The organism is Billgrantia ethanolica, from assembly GCF_021404305.1.
GTDB classification, from domain to species: domain Bacteria; phylum Pseudomonadota; class Gammaproteobacteria; order Pseudomonadales; family Halomonadaceae; genus Halomonas; species Halomonas ethanolica.
Genome location: NZ_JABFTX010000002.1, coordinates 357,600 through 379,078, shown reverse-complemented (window position 1 = coordinate 379,078; position 21,479 = coordinate 357,600). Strand labels below are relative to the sequence as shown.

19 protein-coding genes are annotated in these 21,479 nt (G+C 61.5%); 13 read left to right on the top strand and 6 right to left on the bottom strand.

Features of this window, described 5'->3' with window-relative positions; genetic code table 11:
* Window positions 1–14: 14 nt before the first annotated feature.
* Entirely contained in the window at window positions 15–974 is a 960-nt protein-coding gene (locus HOP53_RS10585) for a TAXI family TRAP transporter solute-binding subunit (protein ID WP_234270006.1), read from the bottom strand.
* A 293-nt stretch (window positions 975–1,267) separates the two neighbouring features.
* On the opposite strand from HOP53_RS10585, the gene HOP53_RS10580 reads away from it, so the two are divergent.
* The gene (locus tag HOP53_RS10580) at window positions 1,268–1,549 is read left to right on the top strand and encodes an XRE family transcriptional regulator (protein ID WP_234270005.1); all 282 of its coding nucleotides are present in this window, start codon (window positions 1,268–1,270) and stop codon (window positions 1,547–1,549) included.
* Between the two features lie 108 nt (window positions 1,550–1,657).
* On the opposite strand, the gene ilvD is transcribed toward HOP53_RS10580, so the two are convergent.
* Complete coding sequence (gene ilvD / locus HOP53_RS10575; RefSeq protein WP_234270004.1) at window positions 1,658–3,349, bottom strand: dihydroxy-acid dehydratase; 1,692 nt, start codon at window positions 3,347–3,349, stop codon at window positions 1,658–1,660.
* Between the two features lie 193 nt (window positions 3,350–3,542).
* Between ilvD and HOP53_RS10570 the strand changes: the two genes are divergently transcribed.
* Window positions 3,543–4,214, top strand: a complete 672-nt coding sequence (locus tag HOP53_RS10570; protein ID WP_234270003.1) for a hypothetical protein — start codon at window positions 3,543–3,545, stop codon at window positions 4,212–4,214.
* A gap of 13 nt (window positions 4,215–4,227) precedes the next feature.
* On the opposite strand, the gene HOP53_RS10565 is transcribed toward HOP53_RS10570, so the two are convergent.
* From HOP53_RS10565 to HOP53_RS10555, 3 genes are all read right to left on the bottom strand, one after another.
* Entirely contained in the window at window positions 4,228–4,827 is a 600-nt protein-coding gene (locus tag HOP53_RS10565) for a peroxidase-related enzyme (RefSeq protein ID WP_234270002.1), read from the bottom strand.
* 80 nt (window positions 4,828–4,907) lie between these two features.
* Window positions 4,908–6,710: a diguanylate cyclase gene (locus HOP53_RS10560; RefSeq protein WP_234270001.1), complete on the bottom strand. Its 1,803-nt coding sequence runs from the start codon at window positions 6,708–6,710 to the stop codon at window positions 4,908–4,910.
* A gap of 184 nt (window positions 6,711–6,894) precedes the next feature.
* A complete protein-coding gene (locus HOP53_RS10555; RefSeq protein WP_234270000.1) occupies window positions 6,895–8,394 on the bottom strand; it encodes a CoA-acylating methylmalonate-semialdehyde dehydrogenase in 1,500 nt (499 codons plus the stop codon).
* 181 nt (window positions 8,395–8,575) lie between these two features.
* On the opposite strand from HOP53_RS10555, the gene HOP53_RS10550 reads away from it, so the two are divergent.
* A complete protein-coding gene (locus HOP53_RS10550) occupies window positions 8,576–9,508 on the top strand; it encodes a LysR family transcriptional regulator (RefSeq protein WP_234269999.1) in 933 nt (310 codons plus the stop codon).
* 60 nt (window positions 9,509–9,568) lie between these two features.
* Here the strand turns inward: HOP53_RS10550 and HOP53_RS10545 are convergent, their stop codons facing one another.
* Entirely contained in the window at window positions 9,569–10,354 is a 786-nt protein-coding gene (locus HOP53_RS10545) for a GntR family transcriptional regulator (protein WP_234269998.1), read from the bottom strand.
* Between the two features lie 378 nt (window positions 10,355–10,732).
* Between HOP53_RS10545 and HOP53_RS10540 the strand changes: the two genes are divergently transcribed.
* The 10 genes from HOP53_RS10540 to HOP53_RS10495 all read left to right on the top strand — a co-directional run bounded on the left by HOP53_RS10540 (window position 10,733) and on the right by HOP53_RS10495 (window position 21,400).
* Window positions 10,733–11,710, top strand: coding sequence for a Bug family tripartite tricarboxylate transporter substrate binding protein (locus HOP53_RS10540; protein ID WP_234269997.1), 978 nt, complete (start codon window positions 10,733–10,735; stop codon window positions 11,708–11,710).
* 12 nt (window positions 11,711–11,722) lie between these two features.
* On the top strand, window positions 11,723–12,172 hold the full coding sequence (locus HOP53_RS10535; protein WP_234269996.1) for a tripartite tricarboxylate transporter TctB family protein: 450 nt from the start codon (window positions 11,723–11,725) through the stop codon (window positions 12,170–12,172).
* Window positions 12,173–12,191: 19 nt separating this feature from the next.
* Complete coding sequence (locus tag HOP53_RS10530) at window positions 12,192–13,709, top strand: tripartite tricarboxylate transporter permease (RefSeq protein WP_234269995.1); 1,518 nt, start codon at window positions 12,192–12,194, stop codon at window positions 13,707–13,709.
* Window positions 13,710–13,734: 25 nt separating this feature from the next.
* Window positions 13,735–14,313: a cysteine hydrolase family protein gene (locus HOP53_RS10525; RefSeq protein ID WP_234269994.1), complete on the top strand. Its 579-nt coding sequence runs from the start codon at window positions 13,735–13,737 to the stop codon at window positions 14,311–14,313.
* A 26-nt stretch (window positions 14,314–14,339) separates the two neighbouring features.
* Complete coding sequence (locus HOP53_RS10520; RefSeq protein WP_234269993.1) at window positions 14,340–15,209, top strand: LysR family transcriptional regulator; 870 nt, start codon at window positions 14,340–14,342, stop codon at window positions 15,207–15,209.
* A 352-nt stretch (window positions 15,210–15,561) separates the two neighbouring features.
* Window positions 15,562–16,485 (top strand): isocitrate lyase/PEP mutase family protein, encoded by a 924-nt coding sequence (locus tag HOP53_RS10515; protein WP_234269992.1) that lies wholly within the window; start codon window positions 15,562–15,564, stop codon window positions 16,483–16,485.
* A gap of 73 nt (window positions 16,486–16,558) precedes the next feature.
* Window positions 16,559–17,566 (top strand): TAXI family TRAP transporter solute-binding subunit, encoded by a 1,008-nt coding sequence (locus tag HOP53_RS10510; protein ID WP_234269991.1) that lies wholly within the window; start codon window positions 16,559–16,561, stop codon window positions 17,564–17,566.
* 2 nt (window positions 17,567–17,568) lie between these two features.
* Entirely contained in the window at window positions 17,569–19,509 is a 1,941-nt protein-coding gene (locus tag HOP53_RS10505; protein ID WP_234269990.1) for a TRAP transporter permease, read from the top strand.
* Window positions 19,506–20,162 (top strand): cysteine hydrolase family protein, encoded by a 657-nt coding sequence (locus HOP53_RS10500; protein ID WP_234269989.1) that lies wholly within the window; start codon window positions 19,506–19,508, stop codon window positions 20,160–20,162. The genes HOP53_RS10505 and HOP53_RS10500 overlap by 4 nt, the downstream gene beginning before the upstream one ends.
* A gap of 149 nt (window positions 20,163–20,311) precedes the next feature.
* On the top strand, window positions 20,312–21,400 hold the full coding sequence (locus HOP53_RS10495; RefSeq protein ID WP_234269988.1) for a TauD/TfdA family dioxygenase: 1,089 nt from the start codon (window positions 20,312–20,314) through the stop codon (window positions 21,398–21,400).
* Window positions 21,401–21,479 lie beyond the last annotated feature (79 nt).

Here is a 21,479-nt window from a genome sequence, read left to right as displayed (position 1 = left end):
TGACTGAACGAGCCTTACGGACGCTGGTGGTCGGCCACTTCGGCGCCCACTTCCTCATAATAACGCAGCGCGCCATCGTGGAACGGGACCGGAGTGGAGTCGATGCTGAACTCGACGGTGGTATCGTTGGCCGCCGGGTGCACGGCGATCAGCTCGTCGGTGTTCTCGAACAGCAGCTTGGTCAGCTCATAGGCCAGCTCTTCGTCCATGTCGGCGTTGACGACCAGCACGTTGGGGATGCTGATGGTCTGCACCGCCTCGTCCATGCCGTCGTACATACCGGCGCGCAGTTCGTAGGCGGCGAAGGTAGGCTCGACTTCACGGGCGTTTTCGATCTCCTCGTCGCTGAAGCCGACCAGACGGATACTACGGGTCGCCGCCAGGTTGAGGATCGAGCTGGTGGGCGGACCCACGCTCCAGAAGCCGGCATCGATGTCACCGTCGCGGATGGCGTCGGCGGTCTCGTTGAAGTTCAAGCGCTGGGGACGGAAATCGTCATAAGTGATGCCGTTGGCTTCCAGCAGGGCACGGGCGTTGAGCTCGGTGCCGCTGCCCGGTGCGCCGACGGAAACGCGTTTGCCGCGCAGATCTTCCAGCGACTGGATGTCGGAGTCAGCGAGAGTGACCAGTTGCACGGCGTTGGGGTAGACGGACGCCAGCGCACGAGTGTTCTCAATCTGGCGACCCTCGAAGTCGCCGGTGCCGTTGTAGGCCTGGTAGGCGGTATCGGCCAGCACCAATGCCAGATCGGCATCGCCGCGCATGATCAGGCCCATGTTCTCCACCGAAGCGCCTGTCACTTCCGCCGTGGCGCTGGCCCCTTCGATGTGGTTGTTGATCATCTCGGCGAAGCCGCCACCGATCGGATAGTACACGCCGCCGGTACCGCCGGTGGCGATGGAAAGCTGCTGAGCGGCAGCTAGCGGAGCCGTGGCCATCAGCGAAGCGGCCGCGACATATTTGAGAGCGCGCATGAATCTCCTCCGTCCTGAAACCGGATCGTTTATGGTTGTTTCGGGAGCGTACCGGGCGAGCCCGACCGCTTACCTGACAAAAGCTAGCATGCCCCTGCGTAAAGAGGCTAATCAACAGTTTCTACGTTATTGAGAATTTTCGGCAATTCCACCAAGGTCGGCTTAGCCAAGGCGCCTCTTGCCACGGTCTCGCTGCCGCTGTCTCGGCATCACGAAAAAGTCGCCAAACGGGGCTGGCAAAATTGACGAATTGCCTCCATGATGTGGTTGTCGCAATCGCCCACTGGAGCATCATGAGTACGGCACGACATTTTTCCAACGCGGATCTTATCGACCCCCCGCGAAGTTGCCCTGACCTCGATGTCAGGGATCTGGAAAAGCGCACACGTCTGATGCGCATCGTTACACGGCTCATCGCCGTATCCGACCTCGGTTGCCGCGAGATCGCTCGCCGCGCCGGACTACCGGCACAGAAGATCAGCGATCTGCTGGCCGGCCGCCTCGAACACCTCTCGCTCGATGAGCTACGCCTCGTCTATCACACCATTGATCCGGAAGGCGCCTTGAACTATTAGCGCCAGAAGCTCCGCGTTTTTGATCGACCTGATAGGGATCGCCCGGATACCGCGACGCCTCGTCCCAGGACGAGGCGTCGTTTTGCTGTGAGCGGAAATTGTCGGCCGTCACTCCTCCGGTGGCAGATCCGTCAGCGCCCCGGTGGAGGCCGAGCTGACTGAGCGCGCGTACTTGGCCAGCACGCCACGGGTATAGCGCGGCTCGGGCTGGCGCCAGGCAGCACGACGCCGGGTCAGCTCGGCGTCATCGACATGCAGCTCGATGGTGTCGGCCTCGGCGTCGATGGTGATGGGGTCGCCATCTTCGACCAGCGCCAGCGGACCGCCGTCGAAAGCCTCGGGCGAGACATGCCCCACCACGAAGCCGTGGCTGCCGCCGGAGAAGCGGCCGTCGGTGATCAAGGCCACGGAATCGCCCAACCCGCGCCCCATGATCGCCGAGGTAGGCGTCAGCATCTCGCGCATGCCTGGGCCACCCTTGGGGCCTTCGTAGCGGATCACCACCACGTCGCCGGCCGTCACCGTGCCGTCGTTGATGCGCGCCTGGGCCTCCTCCTCGGAGCCGAACACCCGCGCACTGCCGGAGAAACGCGTGCCCTCCTTGCCGGTGATCTTGGCCACCGCACCTTCGGGCGCCAGATTGCCGTAGAGGATGCGCAGATGGCTCTCCTTCTTCAGCGGGGCGTTCAGCGGCGCGATGATCTGCTGTCCTTCCGGGTAGGGAGCGACATCGGCCAGGTTTTCGGCCAGCGTACGCCCCGTCACCGTCAGGCAGTCACCGCGGAGCATGCCGGCCTCGAGCAGGGTCTTCATCAGCGGCTGGATGCCGCCGATCTCGACCAGCTCGCTCATCATGTAACGCCCGCTGGGGCGCAGGTCGGCCAACACCGGCACACGCCGACCGATCTCGGTGAAGTCGGCCAGCGACAGCGGCACACCTACGGTGTTGGCCATGGCGATCAGATGCAGCACCGCGTTGGTGGAGCCCCCCAGGGCGATCACCACGGTAATGGCGTTCTCGAAGGCCTGACGGGTCATGATGTCGGAAGGCTTGATGTCGCGCTCGAGCAGTTCCAGCACCGCCGCGCCGGCCGCCTCGCAATCGGCGCGCTTGGCCTGGGACACGGCGTTCTGCGCCGAGCTACCCGGCAGGCTCATGCCCAGTGCCTCGATGGCCGAAGCCATGGTGTTGGCGGTGTACATGCCACCGCAGGAGCCGGGACCGGGTATCGCCGTCTCCTCGATCTGCTTGAGTTCGATCAGCTCCAGGTCGCCGCGGCTGTGGGCGCCCATGGCCTCGAACACCGAGACGATATCGGTATGGTTCTTACCGGGCTGGATAGTGCCGCCATAGACGAACACGCTGGGCCGGTTCAGGCGTGCCATACCCATCAGGCAGCCCGGCATGTTCTTGTCGCAGCCACCGATGGTCACCAGACCGTCGAAGCCCTCGCAACCGGCTACTGTCTCGATGGAGTCGGCGATCACCTCCCGCGAGACCAGCGAGTACTTCATACCCTCGGTGCCATTGGCGATACCGTCGGAGATGGTGACGGTGTTGAAGATCACCCCCTTGCCGCCGGCCGAGTCGGCACCGTCACGCGCCCGCTCGGCCAGCTCATGGATGTGGCTATTGCACGGGGTGACCATGCTCCAGGTAGAGGCGATACCTACCTGGGGCTTGGTGAAATCCTCGTCGGTAAAACCCACCGCACGCAGCATGGCACGGCTGGCCGACTTGCCGACGCCGTCCACCACCGAGGCGGAGTGGCGACGACGCGGGTCCGGGGAATCGCTCATGAGGGTGGCTCCTTCGTTTCGCTTATCGACCTACGAAGGGTGGTTGGCCAAAAGCTTCCTGGCAAATTCCAGCCTGACTACCGCCGGACCGAGGGGCTAAAGCCCGAAGCCGACTGGCCGATATGACCTGGAGCTCATGCAGTGTTATAACAGCGAAAAAGCCAGTACGACTTCTCCCCCGCAGGGAACCGCCATGCCTTTCAGTGAAGCCAAGGAACACGCCCCCGGGCATCTGCACCATATCTTTGCCGACCCCTATTCCGCCTTCGACAACCTGAGCGTCGAACGCCAGTTGCATCTGCGGGTCGCCCTGCAGACGCTGGTGTGCGAGCCGATGGCCAGCGCAGCGTTGACGCTGCGAGTCATTCACGGCTGGGAGAATGGCGGCTTCGAGCCCGGCGATCTCGCCCACAGCGACCACCCCATCGCCACGCTCGACGCTCTGAATCAAGTGCGAGCCACCTATCAGCAGGCCATCGAGAGCGCCGCACCACTGCCCCGCGACACCGCTTCGCTGCTGGCCGGCCCGCTGGCAGAAGCCATCGAAGCCGCCGAGGCAGAGGGGCAGACACTCGACGAGGAGACCCGCACCATCCCTGCACGCTGGCCCGCCTTCGACGACGGCCTTTCGCTCTATACCTTCTTCAAGGTCTATCACCGGCTGACATACAGCGAGGACGACAGCTACCGCTCGATCCAGTGCCAGACGCCGCAGGGCCCCAGGGAAATCCACGAGTTTCATCTGGAAGAGGGCGAGTTCGCCGTGATCCGCCCCGCTGAAGGGACAAGCGGCGACAGCGTGCTGGTGCTGCATGTCAGCCAGTTGGAGCCGGTAATGATGCTGCTGCAAGCCTGCCGCACCTGAACGAAGCAGTGCGCTAGCCGTTAGCGGCCTTCTCCCTGGGCACCCGTCCCATCAGGTAGAACTCCGGGTTGGGCGGGGTGCCGGTAAGAGTGACCAGTCGGTTAGAGAGGCCGAAGAAAGCGGCGATGGCGCCGATGTCCCAGATATCGTCGTGAGTGAAGCCCGCCTCGGTGAGACGAACCTGCCACTCATCGGTGAGCTCCCCCACTTCCAGCCCGCAGTGCAGGGCGAAATCGAGCATCACCCGATGGCGCTCGCTGATCGGTGCGGTGCGGTGGTTGATGGCTACCTGATCAGCCAGCAGCGGGTCCTTGCTGTAGATGCGCACTAGCGCGCCATGGGCTACCACGCAGTAGAGACAGCGATTGCGGGCGCTGGTGGCCACCACGATCATCTCCTTCTCCGCCTTGGTCAGGGTGTCGGACTCACGCTCCATCAAGGCGTCATGGTAGGCAAAGAACGCCCGAAACTCATCGGGGCGGTGTGCCAGCATCAGAAATACGTTGGGCACGAAGCCGGCCTTCTTCTGCACCGCGAGGATGCTGTCGCGGATGTCTTCGGGTAACTCCTCGATCGACTCGGGGATGGGAAAGCGGCTGATCGGTGTTGTCATGGCAGGACCTCTTGCGTCGTTGTTATGCTGGCTAATGCCAGTTAACGTCAACGTAAACGATAAGTCCATGCGGCATCCGCTCACACCTCTGCCATTACCGAGCGCGCCACCACCCGATTACGACTGATCTGCTTGGCCTCGTACATGGCCTGATCGGCGTGACGATAGACGGCCATGGCCGCCGGCAACTGATCGTAATCGCTGCAGCACACCAGCCCGAAAGAGCCTGTCACCACGCCATGCTGCGAAGCTTGGTGGGGGATCTGCAACTGCTGCAAGGAGTGGCGAAAGCGCTCCAGCGCGAAGCGGCCTGCCTCGAACGAATCGGCCTCGAGCAGGATGCCGAACTCCTCGCCGCCCAGCCGGAACAGCCTATCGCCGGCGCGGCGGAAGTGGGCCTTCAGGAGAGCGGCCACCTCCACGAGCACTTCGTCGCCTGCCTGGTGTCCGTAGGTGTCGTTGAAGAGCTTGAAGTCATCGACATCCATCATGGCGAACAGCAGCGGCTTGCCGTCACGATGTCGGCGCTGGATCTCCTCGTTGATCAGGGTTTCGAACTGACGTCGATTGAGCAATCCTGTCAGTGGATCGGTGCGCACCATGGCCGCCAGCTTGCGATTAGCCTGCTCCAGCTCCTGGGTACGCTGCAGCACCTGGGTCTCGAGCTGGTGATTGAGAGTACGCTGCAGCTCATAGGTCTCGCGCTCTGCGTCGAGCTTGGCACGCTTGAGGCGATTGATCTTGCAGGCCAGACCGAAGGCCATCAGCAGGAAGCCGAAGCCCGCCCCCGCCTCCAGCGCATACTCAGTGGCCAGCCCATAGGGCACGAAGCCCCCCAGGCGCAGTGCATAGAGTGCGCCCCCCGCCAGTAGGCCACCCCAACCCAACAGGAAGATTCTCGCCAGCCGATCGCCCTGGAAACTGAGCCAAGCAGCAGTGCCGAGCAGGAGCAGCGCATACCCTATGCTGAGCGGTACCAGCGCGCGCAGTGTCCAGGCGAAGCGATCGGCCAGGCTCGGCAGTATGCTGAGCACCAGCAGCCCCGTAAGCACCACGAGCCCCTTGGCCAGCCGCGGGGCCTGCCGCTTGAGCGTCAGATAGTCGAGGCTGAACAGGGTGAGCGCGACGTAAAGCAGCCCCGCGCTGAGCAACAGAATCTGCTGGTTGAAGCGCGGCCACTCCGGCCACAGGAACTGGTAGCCGAACCCTCGCAGCGAGAGGTTGAACAGCAGGAAAGCGCCCAGATAGAACACGGAATGCAGAAAGGCTTTCTCGCGGGTGGCCAGAAAGGTCAGCAGATTGTAAAGCAGCAGCGCCAACAGCCCGCCATACAGCACGCTGTAGGACATCAGCTCGCTTTGCGTACGCTCTAGGAATCTGACGTCGTCCATCAGCCGCAGGGGCGTGGCGGGCACCAAGCCGTCGTGGCTCGCCATCCGCACGTATACCTGCCGCGTTTCATTCGCCCCCACGAGTACCGGCAGCACGAAGGCGTGATGCCGCACTGGGCGGGTGGCGAATGGGCGTCGGCTACCGGTGCTCCACTGTTGCACCACCCTGCCCTCGGCGTCGACCGCATAGGCATCGATGAAATCGGGCAGCGGCGAGGCCAGCTCGAGCAAGCGCCGCAAGGGAGCAGCGGAGTCGTTCGCGAGCTCCAGCCTCAGCCACCAGGCTGAATGAGTGAAACCGAAGTTGGGTACTTCCTGCTGCAACTGCTGCCAAGGCAGTGGCTCGGCCGGCTCCAGGATCTGCTCGATGGCAAGCTGAGCAGTTTCGTCTTCCAGCACCGCGACTTGAGGTGCCGGGTTGATGGCGAGCGGTGAAGAGCTGATATCGACGACGGCCTGGGCCTGCCATGAGAGCAGCCACAAAAGGGGCAAGAGAAGAGCGGCCGTCCATTTGGCCAAGCCGGCAGAACCACCGGCAAGCGCGCAGCGCATCGGCAAACTGCCTCCATATCGTGTCCTTACGATTCTTCAACTCTAGCAGGTTTGTTTCGTTGAGATACTTCTAATAAAAAGTCCCGCCCATTAGGGCGGGACCGGATACTGAGCCGGGGTTGGGTCAGCTGAGCGAAATGGTGCTGTTGATGCCGCTGGAGACATTCTCGGGCTCGAACCAGCGTGCGGTAACGGTCTTGGTCTGGGTCCAGAACTGGATCGCCTGCTTGCCGTTGGGGCCTAGGTCGCCGAGCTTAGAGGCTCGCGAGCCGGTGAAGCTGAAGTAGGCTACCGGCACCGGGATCGGCACGTTGATGCCCACCTGGCCGACGTCGATGTCGGTCTCGAAGCGGCGTGCCACCCAGCCGGAGTTGGTGAAGATCGAGGTACCGTTGCCGTTGGGGTTGGCATTGATGAAGGCGATCGCCTCGTCCAGCGTATCGACGCTGACCACGCACAACACCGGTCCGAAGATCTCCTCACGGTAGATGGACATCTCGGGTTTGACGTCGGCGAAGACGGTGGCGCCAACGAAGTTGCCGTTAGGATAGCCTTCCACCTGATAGCCGCGACCATCGACCAGCAGCCTGGCACCCTCTTTCTCGCCGGCCGCGATCAGACGCTCCACGCGCTCCTTGGCCGCCGGGGAAACCAACGGACCGAGATCGGCATCGCGCTGGGTACCCGGCCCCACCTTCATGCTGCGCGCACCCTCGACGATGTCGTCGAGCCACTGGTTGGCTTCGCCCACCAGCACCACTACCGAGTTGGCCATGCAGCGTTGCCCGGCGGCACCGAAGGCGGAGCCCAGCAGGTTGTTGATGGCCTGGCTGCGGTTGGCATCTGGCATCACGACACAGTGGTTCTTGGCGCCCATCATCGACTGCACCCGCTTGCCCGCCTCGGAAGCGCGGCGGTAGATGTGGGTGCCCACGTTGGTGGAGCCGATGAAGGAGAGCGCCTTGATGTCCGGGTGGTCGCAGATCTGGTTGGCCACGTCGGGGCCGCCGTGCACCACGTTGAGCACGCCGGCCGGCACGCCCGCCTCATGGGCCAGCTCGACCAGACGCATGGTGGAGCTGGGGTCCTGCTCGGAGGGCTTGAGCACGAAGGTGTTACCGGTGGCGATAGCCAGCGGGAACATGAAGCACGGCAGCATGATCGGGAAGTTGAAGGCGGTGATGCCCGCGCCCACCCCCAGCGGCTGATTGAGGGTATAGACGTCGACCTCGTTGGCCGCGTTCTCGGCCAGCTCGCCAAGCTGCAGCGAGGTGATGGAACAGGCATGCTCCACCACCTCCAGGCCACGGCCCACCTCGCCGGCGGCGTCGGGCAGTGTCTTGCCGTGCTCCTCGGTGATCAGCGCGGCGAGCTCCTCGGTATGCTCGCGGATCAGCGCCTGAAGCGTAAGCATGATGCGCATGCGCTTGGCCAGCGGTGTCTTACGCCAGGTCTTGAATGCCTCCTTGGCGCTGGCCACGGCGCGGTCGACCTCCTCGGCGGTGCAGAACGGTACACGCGCCACCACTTCCTGAGTGGCGGGGTTGATCACGTCGCGCCACTCCTGGCTCTGGGACGGGACGGCTTGGCCGTCGATATACATGGGAATTTCACGAATGGACATGGCGAACTCCTGTTGTGCTTGTAGTCGTCGCACGGCTGAAGCCGTGATGTAGACTTTGTGTGTAGAAACACACGAAGCGTGATGAATTCGAGTCTATATACCCACGAGCCGGCGTGACAACGGGCACTTCTTCACATGCCTTGTGCAATAATGCACAAACGAACTCCATGAGGTGCGAGCCATGCTCGACTGGCAAGACATCCAGATCTTTCTCGAAGTGGCGCGCAGCCAGCGGCTCACCGATGCCGCCCGGCGCTTGGGCCTGGACCACTCCACGCTGTCGCGGCGCACCCGACGCTTCGAGCAGAAACTCAATACCCAACTCTTTGAGCGTAGCACTCATGGCTACCACCTGACCGAGGCCGGCCAGCAGCTGCTGGCCCACGCCGAGGAGATGGCCCGCCATGCCTTCGAGGCAGGCGAGAGCCTGGCCGACAAGAACCGCCAGCTCGGCGGTCAGATTCGCCTGGGTGTGACCGAAGGCTTCGGCACCTGGGTGATCGCCCCGCTGCTCTCGGCCTTCTGCGAGCGCCATCCGGGCATCACCCTGGACCTGCTGGCCCTGCCGCGGGTGGTCAACCTGAGCCGCCACGAGGCGGACCTGGCGATCACCGTCGAGCGCCCGGCAAGCCAGGGTCTGGTGATCTCTCGGCTGTGCGACTACCGGCTGCGGCTCTACGCCAGCCAGGCCTACTTCCAGCGCCACGGCCGCCCGGCGCGGATTGCCGATCTGGGCGGGCACCGCCTGATCGGCTACGTCGACGACCTGATCTTCAGCGAGCAGCTCAGCTACCTCGACCCCCTGCTCGACCCCGCGGTGGTCGGAACGGCGCCGCACTTCTCGATCCGCAGCACCAGCGTGACCACCCAGCACGCCGCCGCCCTGCAGGGGGCGGGGCTCGCCGTGCTGCCCTGCTTCATGGCCGAAACCGGCGACAGGCTCGAGAGCGTGCTTAATGATGAGGTGGAGATCGTGCGCCAGTTCTGGATCACCGCGCGCCAGGAGCAGCGCCGCCTGGCGCGGGTGAGGCTGCTGTGGGACTTCCTGCGCGAGGCGCTCGAAGCCAACCGGGCGCTGCTGATGGGCGAGGCGCGGGAGCTGACGCTGCCGTAGCCCTCGCCAGAACGCAGGCAATTCGAGCGGCTGAGTCAGGGAGAAGCCAAACTAGTAGTTTTACGCCTCCCATAATCGCTTATCGTGATGCGTCTTACGACCCAGTGACATCTGGTGTTCATAGGTATCGGGACGATAAAACCCTTCGATGTATTCAACGGGGCGGTCGTCTTCAGCAAACACCTTGCGCCGAATGCAAAGCAGAGCGTCCCCCGGCTCGACATTGAGTAGCTCGGCTTGGCTAGGCGTGGCCAGCTTAGCGGTAATGGCCTGCTCTGCACTGGTCACTTTGGCGCCAGCACGCTCCAGCAGCAGCAATAGCGGCTGACACGCCAAATCCGCCACGGTAAAGGTACGCCCAATCGATTCCGGTACGTATGTGATCAGCAGAGAGAAGGGGGAGCCACGGTGGCTACGAATGCGTGTCGCCTTCTGTACCAGCGCGCCAGGCTCGACTTCAAGTGCCTTGGACACCTCCGCCGAGGCCGCTACATAGCTGAAATCAATAACTTTCACGTCCGTTTTGAGCCCCATTTCAATGAGGTTCTCAATTACCCCGGAGATGCTCGCCTGTACCGGTGACGACTCGTTGGAAGCGATTGGAAAGGTCCCCTTGCCACGGTAGCGAACAATCAACCCTTCCCGATCCAGACGCTCCATCGCCTTGCGGATGGTAATTCGCGACACTTGGAACTGCTCGGTCAAGGCTATCTCGTTGGGTAAGGGTTTATCTGGCGTGTAGTGACCCTCTAGGATTGCCTGACGCAGAACCAGATAAACACGATGGTGTTTCGGCCACGGATCACCGGCATTCCGGTTGGGCTGGCGTTTCGAGAGGTCTGTCACTGCGCCTCCTGTGCCTGAAGCATGGGAGCTTCTGGCTTTGGTTGCTTTTTTATTCCATGTCTTGTTGACATAACAAAACGTACCATGCCTCCACGTCACACGCCAACGGATTCGCTCTTGCGCCAGTAGCGGCTCCGGCACCGGTTAGTTCACCAGCACCGTCAGCATGACAGTGCTGCTCGGATGCCTCTGCGCCCTTCGGGGCAATGTCCAACGGCTCCCCCTTGCCCCTGGCCCGGGGGGTGACCGCCCTCAATTGTCCTATTGACATTACAATAAAACCATACCTAGAGTGATTGTCACGACGTACCCAAGCCTATTGATGACCACACCCGCGCTCGTCACGGCTTCACCTAAATCAACAAGAAGGAGTTTCCGATGCGCTTGAACAGCCCTTGCCTACTGCTTGTCGCAGCCGCCCCCCTAAGCCTGATGCTGGGCAGCATGGCCGTCGCCGATGACTATCCCAGTAAGCCGATCACCTTCATCGTCGGCGCCTCTGCCGGCGGCACCACCGATGCCCTGGCGCGCGAAGTGGCCGAGGGCCTGGCCCAGAAGTACGACGTACCCACCGTGGTTGACAACCGCCCGGGCGCCGGAGCCAACATCGCCGCAGAGGCGGTTGCCAACGCCGCCCCGGACGGCTATACGCTGCTGGTGGCCTATACCAGCCATACGTTGAACGCATCTCTGTTCCACCAGTTGCCCTACGATCCGGTCGAAGACTTCTCGCCGATCTCTCTGCTCGGCGAGGTTTCCAGCATCCTGCTGTCGCGCCCAGACCTCGAGGTCGACAGCCTGCAGGGCCTGCTCGACTACGCCACCGAACAGCCCGACGGCATCACCTTCGGGGTCGGTGGACTGGGTTCCTCACTGCACATGGAGACCCTGAAGTTCATGCAGGAGTCCGACGTGCTTGGCTACGAAATCCCCTACAACGGCACCGCCCCGGCCATGGCCGATCTCATCGGTAGCCATGTCGACGTAATGTTTGCCCCTTTCGCCGCTGCCATGCCACTGGTCGAGTCGGGCGATGCCAATGCGATTGCCGTCACCTCGCCGGAGCGGATGCCCAACCTCGACGATATCCCCTCCATCAATGAGACCCTGGGTGACTACCCCACCACCTATGGCTGGTTCGGCCTGCTCGGCCCGGCTGGCATGGATTCCAGCATCGTCGAGCGGCTCAATGCCGACGTGACCGAGATCATGCAGGGAGAGTCAGGGGCCAATCTGCTTGAGCGCGAGGGCGCAGAGCCGATCGACATCTCCGCCGAGGAGTTTGCCGCCTTCATCATCGAAGACATCGAGCGCTGGCAGGCCATTGCCGAGGCCGGCAGCATCGAGAAGCAGTGATCGCCGCACCCAATGACTAAGTTGACGCTCAAGGTCAATCACGACCTCTTCGGTGGGCTGCTGCTCGTAGGAATAGGCGCTTACGCTTTCTACCACGGCCAGCAGTATGCTCTCGGCAGCCTGGCCCGGATGGGGCCCGGCTTCTTGCCCACCCTGCTCTCGGCCATGCTGTGTGTGATGGGCGCGACTCTCGCCGTGTCCTCACAGTGGAGGCCGAGCAGCCGGGTGCAGATTCAGCTCGGCCAGCTTCTGATCGTGGCTGCCAGCCTGTCGCTATTCGCCCTGTTGCTAAGGCCCGCGGGATTGCTGACCGCCACTTTTGTCAGCGTACTGGTCTCTTCCTGGGCCGACCGTCAGATCACCTGGCCAGGCAGACTTTTGCTGGCCGGCGTCGTTGCCGGCCTGGCTTCGCTGATCTTCATTTTCGGGCTCGGTATGACCATGCCGCTGTGGTGGGGATAACTGCCGTGGAGACACTCGCATGGACGTAATTGCCAACCTGGGGATCGGGCTCCAAGCCGCTCTGACCCCGACGATGCTGTGGTACTGCTTTATCGGGGTACTGCTTGGCACCTTCATCGGGGTGCTACCGGGCATCGGCCCGCTGGCCGCCATCTCCCTGCTGCTCCCGATCACTTATTACATCGGTGCCGACGTCGCCATCGTGATGCTGGCAGGGGTCTATTATGGCGCCCAGTATGGCGGCTCGACCGCTGCCATATTGCTCAGACTGCCGGGCACGGCCTCCTCCGCCGTGGCCTGTCTCGATGGCAATCCCATGGCCCGTAATGGGCGCGCCGGGGTGGCGCTGTTCATCACCACCATCGCCTCGTTCGCCGGCGCCATAACCGGTCTGATCATCCTGATCTTCTTTTCGCCCTATATCGCCAAGCTGGGACTCAAGTTTGGCTCCGCCGAGTACTTCGCATTGATGCTCCTCGGGCTGGTGGCCGCCTGCACCTTTTCCGACTCGCCACTGAAAGGTGGGGCCATGGTGGTGCTGGGGTTACTGCTGAGCATGGTCGGCACGGACGTCAATACCGGCGTGATCCGCTATACCTTCGGCTTCTCCGAGCTTTCCAGCGGCCTGAGCCTGGTCGCACTGGCAATGGGCATCTTCGGGGTCGCCGATATCATCCGCAACATCAACACCATCGACACCTCCCAACTAAGCCAGCGCTTCACACTGCGCTCGATGTTGCCCAATCGCGAGGAGTGGCGACGGTCGCTTCCCTCCATGGCGCGAGGCTCGGCAATCGGCAGCTTTTTTGGCACCCTGCCCGGCACAGGCGCCTCGATCTCCTCGTTCATGTCCTATGCCACCGAGAAAAAACTCTCCAGGCACCCCGAGCGCTTCGGCCATGGCGCCATTGAAGGGGTAGCCGCCCCCGAGGCCGCCAACAACGCCTCCGCCCAGACGGCCTTCGTGCCCACTCTGACGCTCGGCATTCCCGGTGACATCACCATGGCCCTGATCCTGGGCGCTCTGATCATCCACGGCATCACCCCAGGGCCACAGCTGATCACCGCACAGCCTGAGCTGTTCTGGGGCCTGATCGTCAGTTTCATCATCGGCAACATCCTGCTGGTGGTGTTCAACATTCCGATGATCGGACTGTGGGTCAGCATGCTCAAGATCCCCTACCGATTGCTCTACCCCACCATCCTGGTCTTCATCAGTGTGGGCGTGTTCAGCGTCAGCAACAGCACCTTCGACATCTATACCGTGGTCGCCATCGGCGTTCTCGGCTACCTGCTCAGCACGCTGCGCTTCGACCCGGCACCGCTGCTGCTCGGCTTCATTCTCGGGCCGCTGATGGAAGAGCACTTCCGGCGTGCCATGCTGCTCTCCCGCGGCAACCTCGGCACCTTCATCGACCGTCCGATCAGCTTCAGCATCCTCATAATCACGGCATTGGCCATCGGCTTCATCATGACCAGCAGCGTGCGCAGACGGCTCAAGGCCAACAAAACAGACAAGGCATCCCATGCAAACTGACACCCTTACGCCTCAACGCACTGCGTTGATCATCGTCGACCTGCAAAACGACTTTCTGCACCCCGAAGGCGCCTACGCCCGAGGTGGCGCCAACAACCCCGAGGCTGTCGCTTTGCCCGAGCGAATCGCACCACTCGCCCGGTACTTGAAACAGACCGGTGGCTTGGTGGCGGCTACCCGTTTCACCTTGTGGCCGGATGCCCAGGGCGAGCCCATGATCTCGCCACATCTCAAATCACTAAGGCCATTCCTGAGGCGTGGCGACTTCGCGCCGGACAGTCACGGACAGGCCAATGTCGAGGTGATCCGTCACTTCGTCGACGTGTCGGTGAATAAGGTCGCCTATTCCGGATTTTTCAATACCCAACTCGACTGGGTTCTCAAGAAAGCCGGCATCACCACAGTCGCGGTGTGCGGAATCGTCACTAACGGTGGCGTTGCCAGCACCGTGCGCGATGCCCATATGCGCGACTACCACACCTTGGTCATCGAGGACGGCTGCGCCGCGTTCAAGCGCACCACTCACGACACTGCTATTGCCGACATGGCCAGCATCGCCACTATCACCGACTGTCAGTCACTGCTGGAACAGCTGGGCAGCTGACCGCCCTTTGCCGCGGAGGGCATACCATGCGACTCGACTTTCTCATCACGGTGAAGACAATCGTCGAGAAAGGCAGCTTTGCCCTGGCGGCGAAGGCCATGAACATTACGCCAAGCGCCGTCAGCATGCAGGTGAAGACCGTCGAACAGTACTTTGAAAAGGCCATGTTCAATCGAGCCGGACAGTCGGTCACGCCAACGCCCTTTGCCCACGAGCTAAGCGCTAGAGTCGGCCCACTACTCGAGGAAATCGAACGGCTGCGCGGTGGTCACCAGGCGTCGGTCACTGGCCGTCTCCAGCTGGGAACCATCAGCATCATGCAGCCGGTCGTGCTGCCCCCACTATTTAATAGACTCAAGGAGCTGGCTCCACAGCTGGAGGTGAGCTGCACTCCGGGACGCTCCCAGGATCTCATCGAAGCCGTGAAGCTGGGTGAGCTGGATGCCGCGATAGTAGCAGAGCCCGCCACCGCCAGCCGTCGGCAGCTCGACTGGCAGCTCCTGCAGGAGGTGCCGTTCCGCTTGATCACACCCAAGCAAATGCCACCGGGAAGCGATGAAGATGGACTAGGTGCATTTCCCTGGATCGCTTACGACAGGTCCACCTCACTTGGAAAGATCTCACGCTGCTTGTCGCTGTCGATCTTCGGAGCCAGGCCGCCTGCACTGGAGCTGCAGTCCCTCGAGGGCGTGATCTCGATGGTTGCTTCCGGGTATGGAGCAGCTGTTGTCATCCTTCCCGACCCCCGCCTGAAGCACTATGACATCGACATCACTTCACTTGGTGATGATGCACCTACCCTTCGCTTTTCGCTTGTAAGTAGAAAGATTGAGCACAACGACAGGCCAATAAAAATCATCAGAAACATATTGAAACGCCATTACGACAGCGATTAAAACTGAGACCAAAATCATCAATAATCCTCACCTTTAAATCAAGAAAATATCACTAGCCATCATCTTGGCTTTTGGTAGCCTTGTAGAAAGGCAAAGAAAAATAAAAACAATACAAAGACAAATCCACCCTGACAACAAAGACAAACATCATGAAAAAAATCAAACCACCTCAGACTTTCCCAGCTTTTTTCTTCTCCCTTTTCTCCTATTACATGAAGAATAAATAGCGCTGCATCTTTTTGGCGCCCACTGCCTTAAAAGCATCACACCTGACCTAATCCATTTCATGCTGCACAGCTTGCTTCGCTAGCGAAGCCGTACTTTCCCGGCAAGCATGACCAGGAGATCCTAAATGACTTCCACCGTTACGCGGCGTCCAGGCTATCCGCTTGGGCTCGCTCCGGCCCAGGGCCGAAATGCGCGACTCAGAACACTGATCGAACGCGACGTACTGACCATGGCACCGGGCTGCTTTGACTGCCTCAGCGCGCGGCTGGTCGCAAAAGCTGGCTTCCCGGCCGCCTACATCACCGGTTCCGGTGTCTCGATGAGCGCCCTGGGGGCGCCGGATATCGGCGTGATCTCCTTCGCCGAGATCGCCGAACGAGCAAGGCGCATCGCCGACGTTGTCGACATTCCCGTCATCTGCGATGTCGACACCGGCTATGGCGGCCCGCTCAACGTGGTGAGAACCGTTCGAGAACTTGAACGTGCCGGCGTCAGTGCCATGCAGATCGAAGACCAGGCCTGGCCCAAAAAATGCGGACATGAACTCGGGCGCAAGCTAGTCGACATCAACGAAATGCAAGGCCGCATCAAAGCCGCCGTGGACGCCCGCGATGACGACGACGTCATCATCATTGCCCGCACCGATGCCCGTACCGGCCACGGCCTGGCAGAGGCACTGGACCGCGCCATGGCCTATCGAGAGGCGGGCGCCGACATCATTTTCGTCGAGTCTCCCGAAAGCGAGGAGGAGATGCGGCAGATCAATCAGCGGCTCTCTTGTCCCACGTTGGCCAACATGGTGGAAGGCGGTCGTACCCCTTTCCTCGACGCCGATACTCTCGCCCACCTTGGCTATCGCCTGGCCATCTATCCCAACTCACTGACGCGGCTGTTCGGGTTCCAAGGGGCGCGCATGCTCGAAAGCCTGGCACAGCATGGCAGTACGGCTCCGATGCACGAGCAGATGCTCGATCACCAAGGCCTCTGGTCACTCTTTGACTATCCCGAATGGACCACGCTCGAATCGCACTTTACCGACCGCGGCTAGCATGCCGGCAACAGGCGTCAACACGACAACAGCGCTCCATCGCCCATGAGCGATAACAACAAGAGGCAATCCCATGACAACCCCTGCAACTCATCTTTCACGCAAGACACCCCTGGCAGCCGGTATTGGTGCCGCTCTGCTGCTCTCGCTTCCCCTCGGGGCGCAGGCACAGACCCAGCTATCGGTGGGCACAACCAGCCAGGCATCGTCGCTGTATGCGTATTTCGTCGCCGTCTCCCAGCTGCTCAATTCAGAGCTCGACGACGTCAACCACTCGGTGCTCGAAACCGGCGGTGGACTCGACAACTCGCGCCGGCTACGTGACGGACAAGTCGACTGGGCGATGATGGCCGAGCCTGACCTCTTCGAATACTACAAGGGGCTTGGGCCCTTTGAAGGCGACCCCAGCCCCAACTTCCGCACCTTCTGGGTCACCACGCCGCTGGCCTATCTGACCGTGGTCGACGCCAACTCCGATGTGACCTCCTACTCCGATCTCGACGGCGTGGCATTCAACGGTGGCGGCCGCGGATCCGGCACCGAGCGCGCTACCTTCGAGGCCATGGAGGCAATGGGTGTCGAGCCCAACTGGTTCCGCACCGGCATGAGTGACGCCATTACTGCTTTCCAGGACCGTCGCGTAGTCGGCTTTACCAAGGCCGGGCCACCCAACGCCCCCGATAGCGCCATCATGGACGCCGAGACCACCCGCGATATCCGTATCCTGGGCTGGTCGGACGAGGAAATCGAACAGGTTCAAGCCGAGTACCCGCACTTCGATTTCATGCACGTGGATGACACGCCCTATGACACCGGCCCGATGAATCTGCGCGTGGTCTTCATCACCGTCGGCACCACTACCGACCTGCCCGAGGATACCGCCTACGATATCTTCAAGACCGTGGTCGAGAACGTCGATACCGTCGCCGAATCCTATTCGGCCATCCAGGGGCTCGACATAATCGAGCAGACGCTCGAGCGTGGACAGACCCCGCTGCATGCCGGCGTGGCCCGCTACATCCTCGAACAGGGCTACGAGATCCCCGAGCACCTGATGCCAGACGAGCTTGAGGAGGGTTGAACGTGGCCACACAACCCACCGTGTCGGCGCCCGAGGAGGGCGCCGTACGCTCGCCCATGACGCGGTTCCGCGGACACCTGATTGCAGTACTCAGCACCACCATGGTGCTGTTTCATCTCTATACCGGTGCCTTCGGCTCCTTTCCCGACTTGATACAGCGCTCGCTGCACGTCGGCGGCACCCTGATTCTGGCGTTCTGCCTCTATGACATGCGACGCGGCAATGCTCGCGACAGCCCTCTGGGCCTCATCGACATCGCCTTCATTCTTGGCACCGTGACCGTCATCGGGCACTTGATCCTGAGCTACGACCGCATCATGGGTTTCACCTTCAGGATGAGCCAACTGGACTTCATCTTTGCGATCGTCGCCACCCTGCTGGTACTCGAGGGATGTCGGCGGGTGATCGGCTGGACCATTCCCGCACTGGGTGTCGCCGGTCTGACCTATGCTCTGGCGGGCCCCAACCTGCCCGGCCCCCTGGCCCATGGTGGCCTCGATGCGCGCTTCGCCGCTGAGGTGCTGTATCTCTCTACTCGTGGGCTGTTTGGCATGGTGACCGGCATCTCGGCCACGGTCATCGCCATGTTCGTGATCTTTGGCGCGGTCCTGCTGCGTACCGGCGGCGGCCAGACCTTCATGGACCTCGCCATGGTGATCGGCGGCCGAACCACCGGCGGCGGTGCCAAGGTAGCGACAATTTCCAGCGCCATGTTCGGCAGCGTCTCTGGCTCTGCTGCCGCCAACGTGGCCACGACCGGCGCCTTCACTATCCCGCTGATGAAGAAGCTCGGCTACCGGCCCACTTTTGCCGGTGCCGTCGAGTCGGTTGCCTCGACCGGTGGGCAGATCATGCCGCCTATCATGGGGGCAGGGGCCTTCATCATGGCCGAGCTGATCGGCATCTCGTACATCACCATCATGATTGCCGCCATCATCCCGGCGGTGCTCTACTTCGTTGGCTGCCTGGCCGGCATCCATTTCGAATCCAAGCGCCTCGGCTACAAGCCGATGACCCGTGACCAGCTACCGCGCGCCAGGGAGGTACTCACCCTGCGCCGAGCCGGGCCGGTGTTTCTCTCGCTGGGGACCCTCATCACCCTACTCGTGCGCGGCTACTCTCCGGCCATGGCGGCCTTCACCGCCACCGCCATTCTCGTCGCGCTGTTCCTGCTCGGCACGCGCAGTTGGCCGGACCTCAAGGCACGCCTGAACAGCCTGCGTGAAGGATGTATTGATGCCGGCATCGGCCTGGTCGCCATCGCCGTGCTGATTGCCGGCGCACAGATCCTGCTGGCCATGATCTCGACCACCGGCATGGGGGTGACCTTCACCTCCGCCATAATCGGCCTGGGCGAGAATCACCTGTTCATCTCGCTGCTGCTGGCCATGATCGTCGCCATGCTGCTGGGCACCGGGCTACCCACCGCCGCCGCCTACATGCTGGCCGCCGCCGTTGTGGCTCCGGCACTGGTGCGGCTCGGTGTCGAACCCATAGCCGCCCACATGTTCATTTTCTACTTCAGCATCATTGCCGGCCTAACCCCCCCGCTGTGCGCCACGGTTTTCATCAGCGCCAGTATGGCGAAGGCCAACTGGCTGCCCACCAGCATCACCGCCATCCGACTCTCGTTGGTGGCGTTCATCATTCCGTTCGTGTTCGTCTTTCACCCCGAGATATTGATGATCGGTGACGGCCTGACCATCGCCGCCTATGCGATCACCGGGCTGATCGGGGTGACGTTGGTCGGTGCGGCCATGTCGGGCTATCTGTTCTATCCGCTGGCGTACTGGGAACGTCTGCTGTTCTCGCTGGCCGCGTTCGGCCTCATCGCACCCGGGCTAGCCCTGCCGCTGGCCGGCGGGACCCTGTTGCTGCTAGGGCTGACCCTTCACTTGTTGCGCGGCAAGGCCGCCTACCCCCTTGGCGAGGAGACCTCATGATCACGCTGCACGGGAAGACCGTACGCCAGAGCCTGGAGGAGATACTCCTTCCCGCATCGACGGCGCTGCTGGTCATCGATATACAGAACGACTTCTTCGACGAGGAAGGCGTCTTCGCCGGCGCTGGTCGAGACATGGCCCTGGCTCAGGCGCACCTTCCCAACATGCGCCAGCTGATAGCCGAGTGGCAGGCCTTGGACCTGTTCACGATTTTCGTGCGCCAGATCACGCTTCCCGACGGCCGCGGCGATAGCCCTGCCTGGCTGCGGCTCAAGGTGCGTGACGGCAAGAGTCCGAGCTATACCCTGAAAGGCTCATGGGGTGCCGACTTCTGCGATGGCATCACGCCTCGCGAGCAGGATCCCATCGTCGAAAAACTGCGACCAGACGCCTTCCTGGGCACCAGCCTCGACATGCTGCTCAAGGCAAATGGTATCGACACCACCGTGGTGGTCGGCGCCAATACCGAAGGGTGTGTAGAATCCACCGTGCGCAGCAGCGCGCATCACGACTATTACACTGTCGTGGCCGAAGACGCCGTGGCCAGCAGCAATGTGCAGTTTCATGATGCTTCGCTGGCCCTGATGAAAGAGCGCTTTCTTGTCGCTTCCTCAAGACGAATTCTCGATACCCTGAAGAATAACCGGCACTGAACCCATCTCCTTTCTGCATTAAGCCAGTAGGATAACCACTGGCTTTTTCACCATTTTTTCTTTAGCCAACCTTTCATATATATCGTTTCCATCAAGTTATTCACGTTGATAATCTGGAAGCCACCGAAGACAAAAAGTGAGAATATACCGTGAGCAATCTTACAAAGTTCCGCCCTTGGCTCAGCCAGAATGTCGAAAGCGATACCAGCTGGATTCGCCATCTTTCACAAGCGGCCATCGACGATATCGACTGCGCCCTTCGCTATGCCATCGCCACGAGGAAATCCCTGATCGCACTAACTCCCGACGACTTTCCGCTTGGCAATACTGCACTCGAAGAAATGACCTCTGCCTACGCCAGCACTCAGAAAGATTGGGGATTTTGCCTGATCAAGGGCCTTCCCGTCGAACGATACAGCGTCGAAGAGATAAAGACCCTTTACTGGGGTCTTGGCTTGCATGTCGGCGTGGCCAGGACACAGAATAAGCACAGCGACATCATGACTTCGGTCAAGGACACTGGAGGCCAATACAAGGTCAACGGCGGGCGCGGCTACAACACCAATGCAGGCCTGGATTTTCATGTCGACTTCTGCGACGTGGTGTCACTGCTGTGCATTCATCCCGCCAAGGCCGGCGGTACCAGCTTGATCACCAGCTCGCTGGCGATCCACGAGGAGCTCAAGAGAACACGACCAGATCTGGAGGCCGCCTTGCGCAAGCCGTTTTATTTCAGCCTGCAGGGCGCTGGGTCGGATGACGAGCCCAACGTCTATCCCTGTCCGCTGTTTGGTGAAGCCCAGGGTTACCCGGCATTTCGTACCAACCGCAAGAACATCACCGCAGCGCAGGAATATTTCGACGATGTGCCACGCCTGGACCAGGACCAGATCGAGGCCCTCGACTGGCTGGATGAGAAGCTCAAGGACCCCAGGTACTGCTTTTCCATGAATATCGAGAAAGGCGATATTCAGTTGCTTAACAACTTCACTGTGGTGCACTCACGCACCGACTTCGAGGACCACGAGGACGAAGCACGCAAACGTCACCTGCTGCGCCTGTGGATGAGCATACCTGGCTCTCAGCCGCTTCCAGAGAGTTGGAAAGCGGCCTTCAAGGACATTCGCGCCGGTGCCGTTCGAGGCGGCAACCGAGGCAAGCATATCACCGACGACTTCCTCGCCTACGAACGTCGCCAGGCGCGCTACCACGAGATGCACAACGTCTTCAGTGGCTGAAGGGCGCACTAAACTATGTGCTGCTGAGGGAAGAGGCGCGGGAGCTGACGCTGCCCGACGCCTCGCAGTAACACAGGCG

Bases quoted from the DNA above. Each gene is read 5' to 3' on its own strand.
- HOP53_RS10585 (WP_234270006.1), bottom strand. From the start codon at position 974: ATGCGCGCTCTCAAATATGTCGCGGCCGCTTCGCTGATGGCCACGGCT.
- HOP53_RS10580 (WP_234270005.1), top strand. From the start codon at position 1,268: ATGAGTACGGCACGACATTTTTCCAACGCGGATCTTATCGACCCCCCG.
- ilvD (WP_234270004.1), bottom strand. From the start codon at position 3,349: ATGAGCGATTCCCCGGACCCGCGTCGTCGCCACTCCGCCTCGGTGGTG.
- HOP53_RS10570 (WP_234270003.1), top strand. From the start codon at position 3,543: ATGCCTTTCAGTGAAGCCAAGGAACACGCCCCCGGGCATCTGCACCAT.
- HOP53_RS10565 (WP_234270002.1), bottom strand. From the start codon at position 4,827: ATGACAACACCGATCAGCCGCTTTCCCATCCCCGAGTCGATCGAGGAG.
- HOP53_RS10555 (WP_234270000.1), bottom strand. From the start codon at position 8,394: ATGTCCATTCGTGAAATTCCCATGTATATCGACGGCCAAGCCGTCCCG.
- HOP53_RS10550 (WP_234269999.1), top strand. From the start codon at position 8,576: ATGCTCGACTGGCAAGACATCCAGATCTTTCTCGAAGTGGCGCGCAGC.
- HOP53_RS10540 (WP_234269997.1), top strand. From the start codon at position 10,733: ATGCGCTTGAACAGCCCTTGCCTACTGCTTGTCGCAGCCGCCCCCCTA.
- HOP53_RS10535 (WP_234269996.1), top strand. From the start codon at position 11,723: ATGACTAAGTTGACGCTCAAGGTCAATCACGACCTCTTCGGTGGGCTG.
- HOP53_RS10530 (WP_234269995.1), top strand. From the start codon at position 12,192: ATGGACGTAATTGCCAACCTGGGGATCGGGCTCCAAGCCGCTCTGACC.
- HOP53_RS10520 (WP_234269993.1), top strand. From the start codon at position 14,340: ATGCGACTCGACTTTCTCATCACGGTGAAGACAATCGTCGAGAAAGGC.
- HOP53_RS10515 (WP_234269992.1), top strand. From the start codon at position 15,562: ATGACTTCCACCGTTACGCGGCGTCCAGGCTATCCGCTTGGGCTCGCT.
- HOP53_RS10510 (WP_234269991.1), top strand. From the start codon at position 16,559: ATGACAACCCCTGCAACTCATCTTTCACGCAAGACACCCCTGGCAGCC.
- HOP53_RS10500 (WP_234269989.1), top strand. From the start codon at position 19,506: ATGATCACGCTGCACGGGAAGACCGTACGCCAGAGCCTGGAGGAGATA.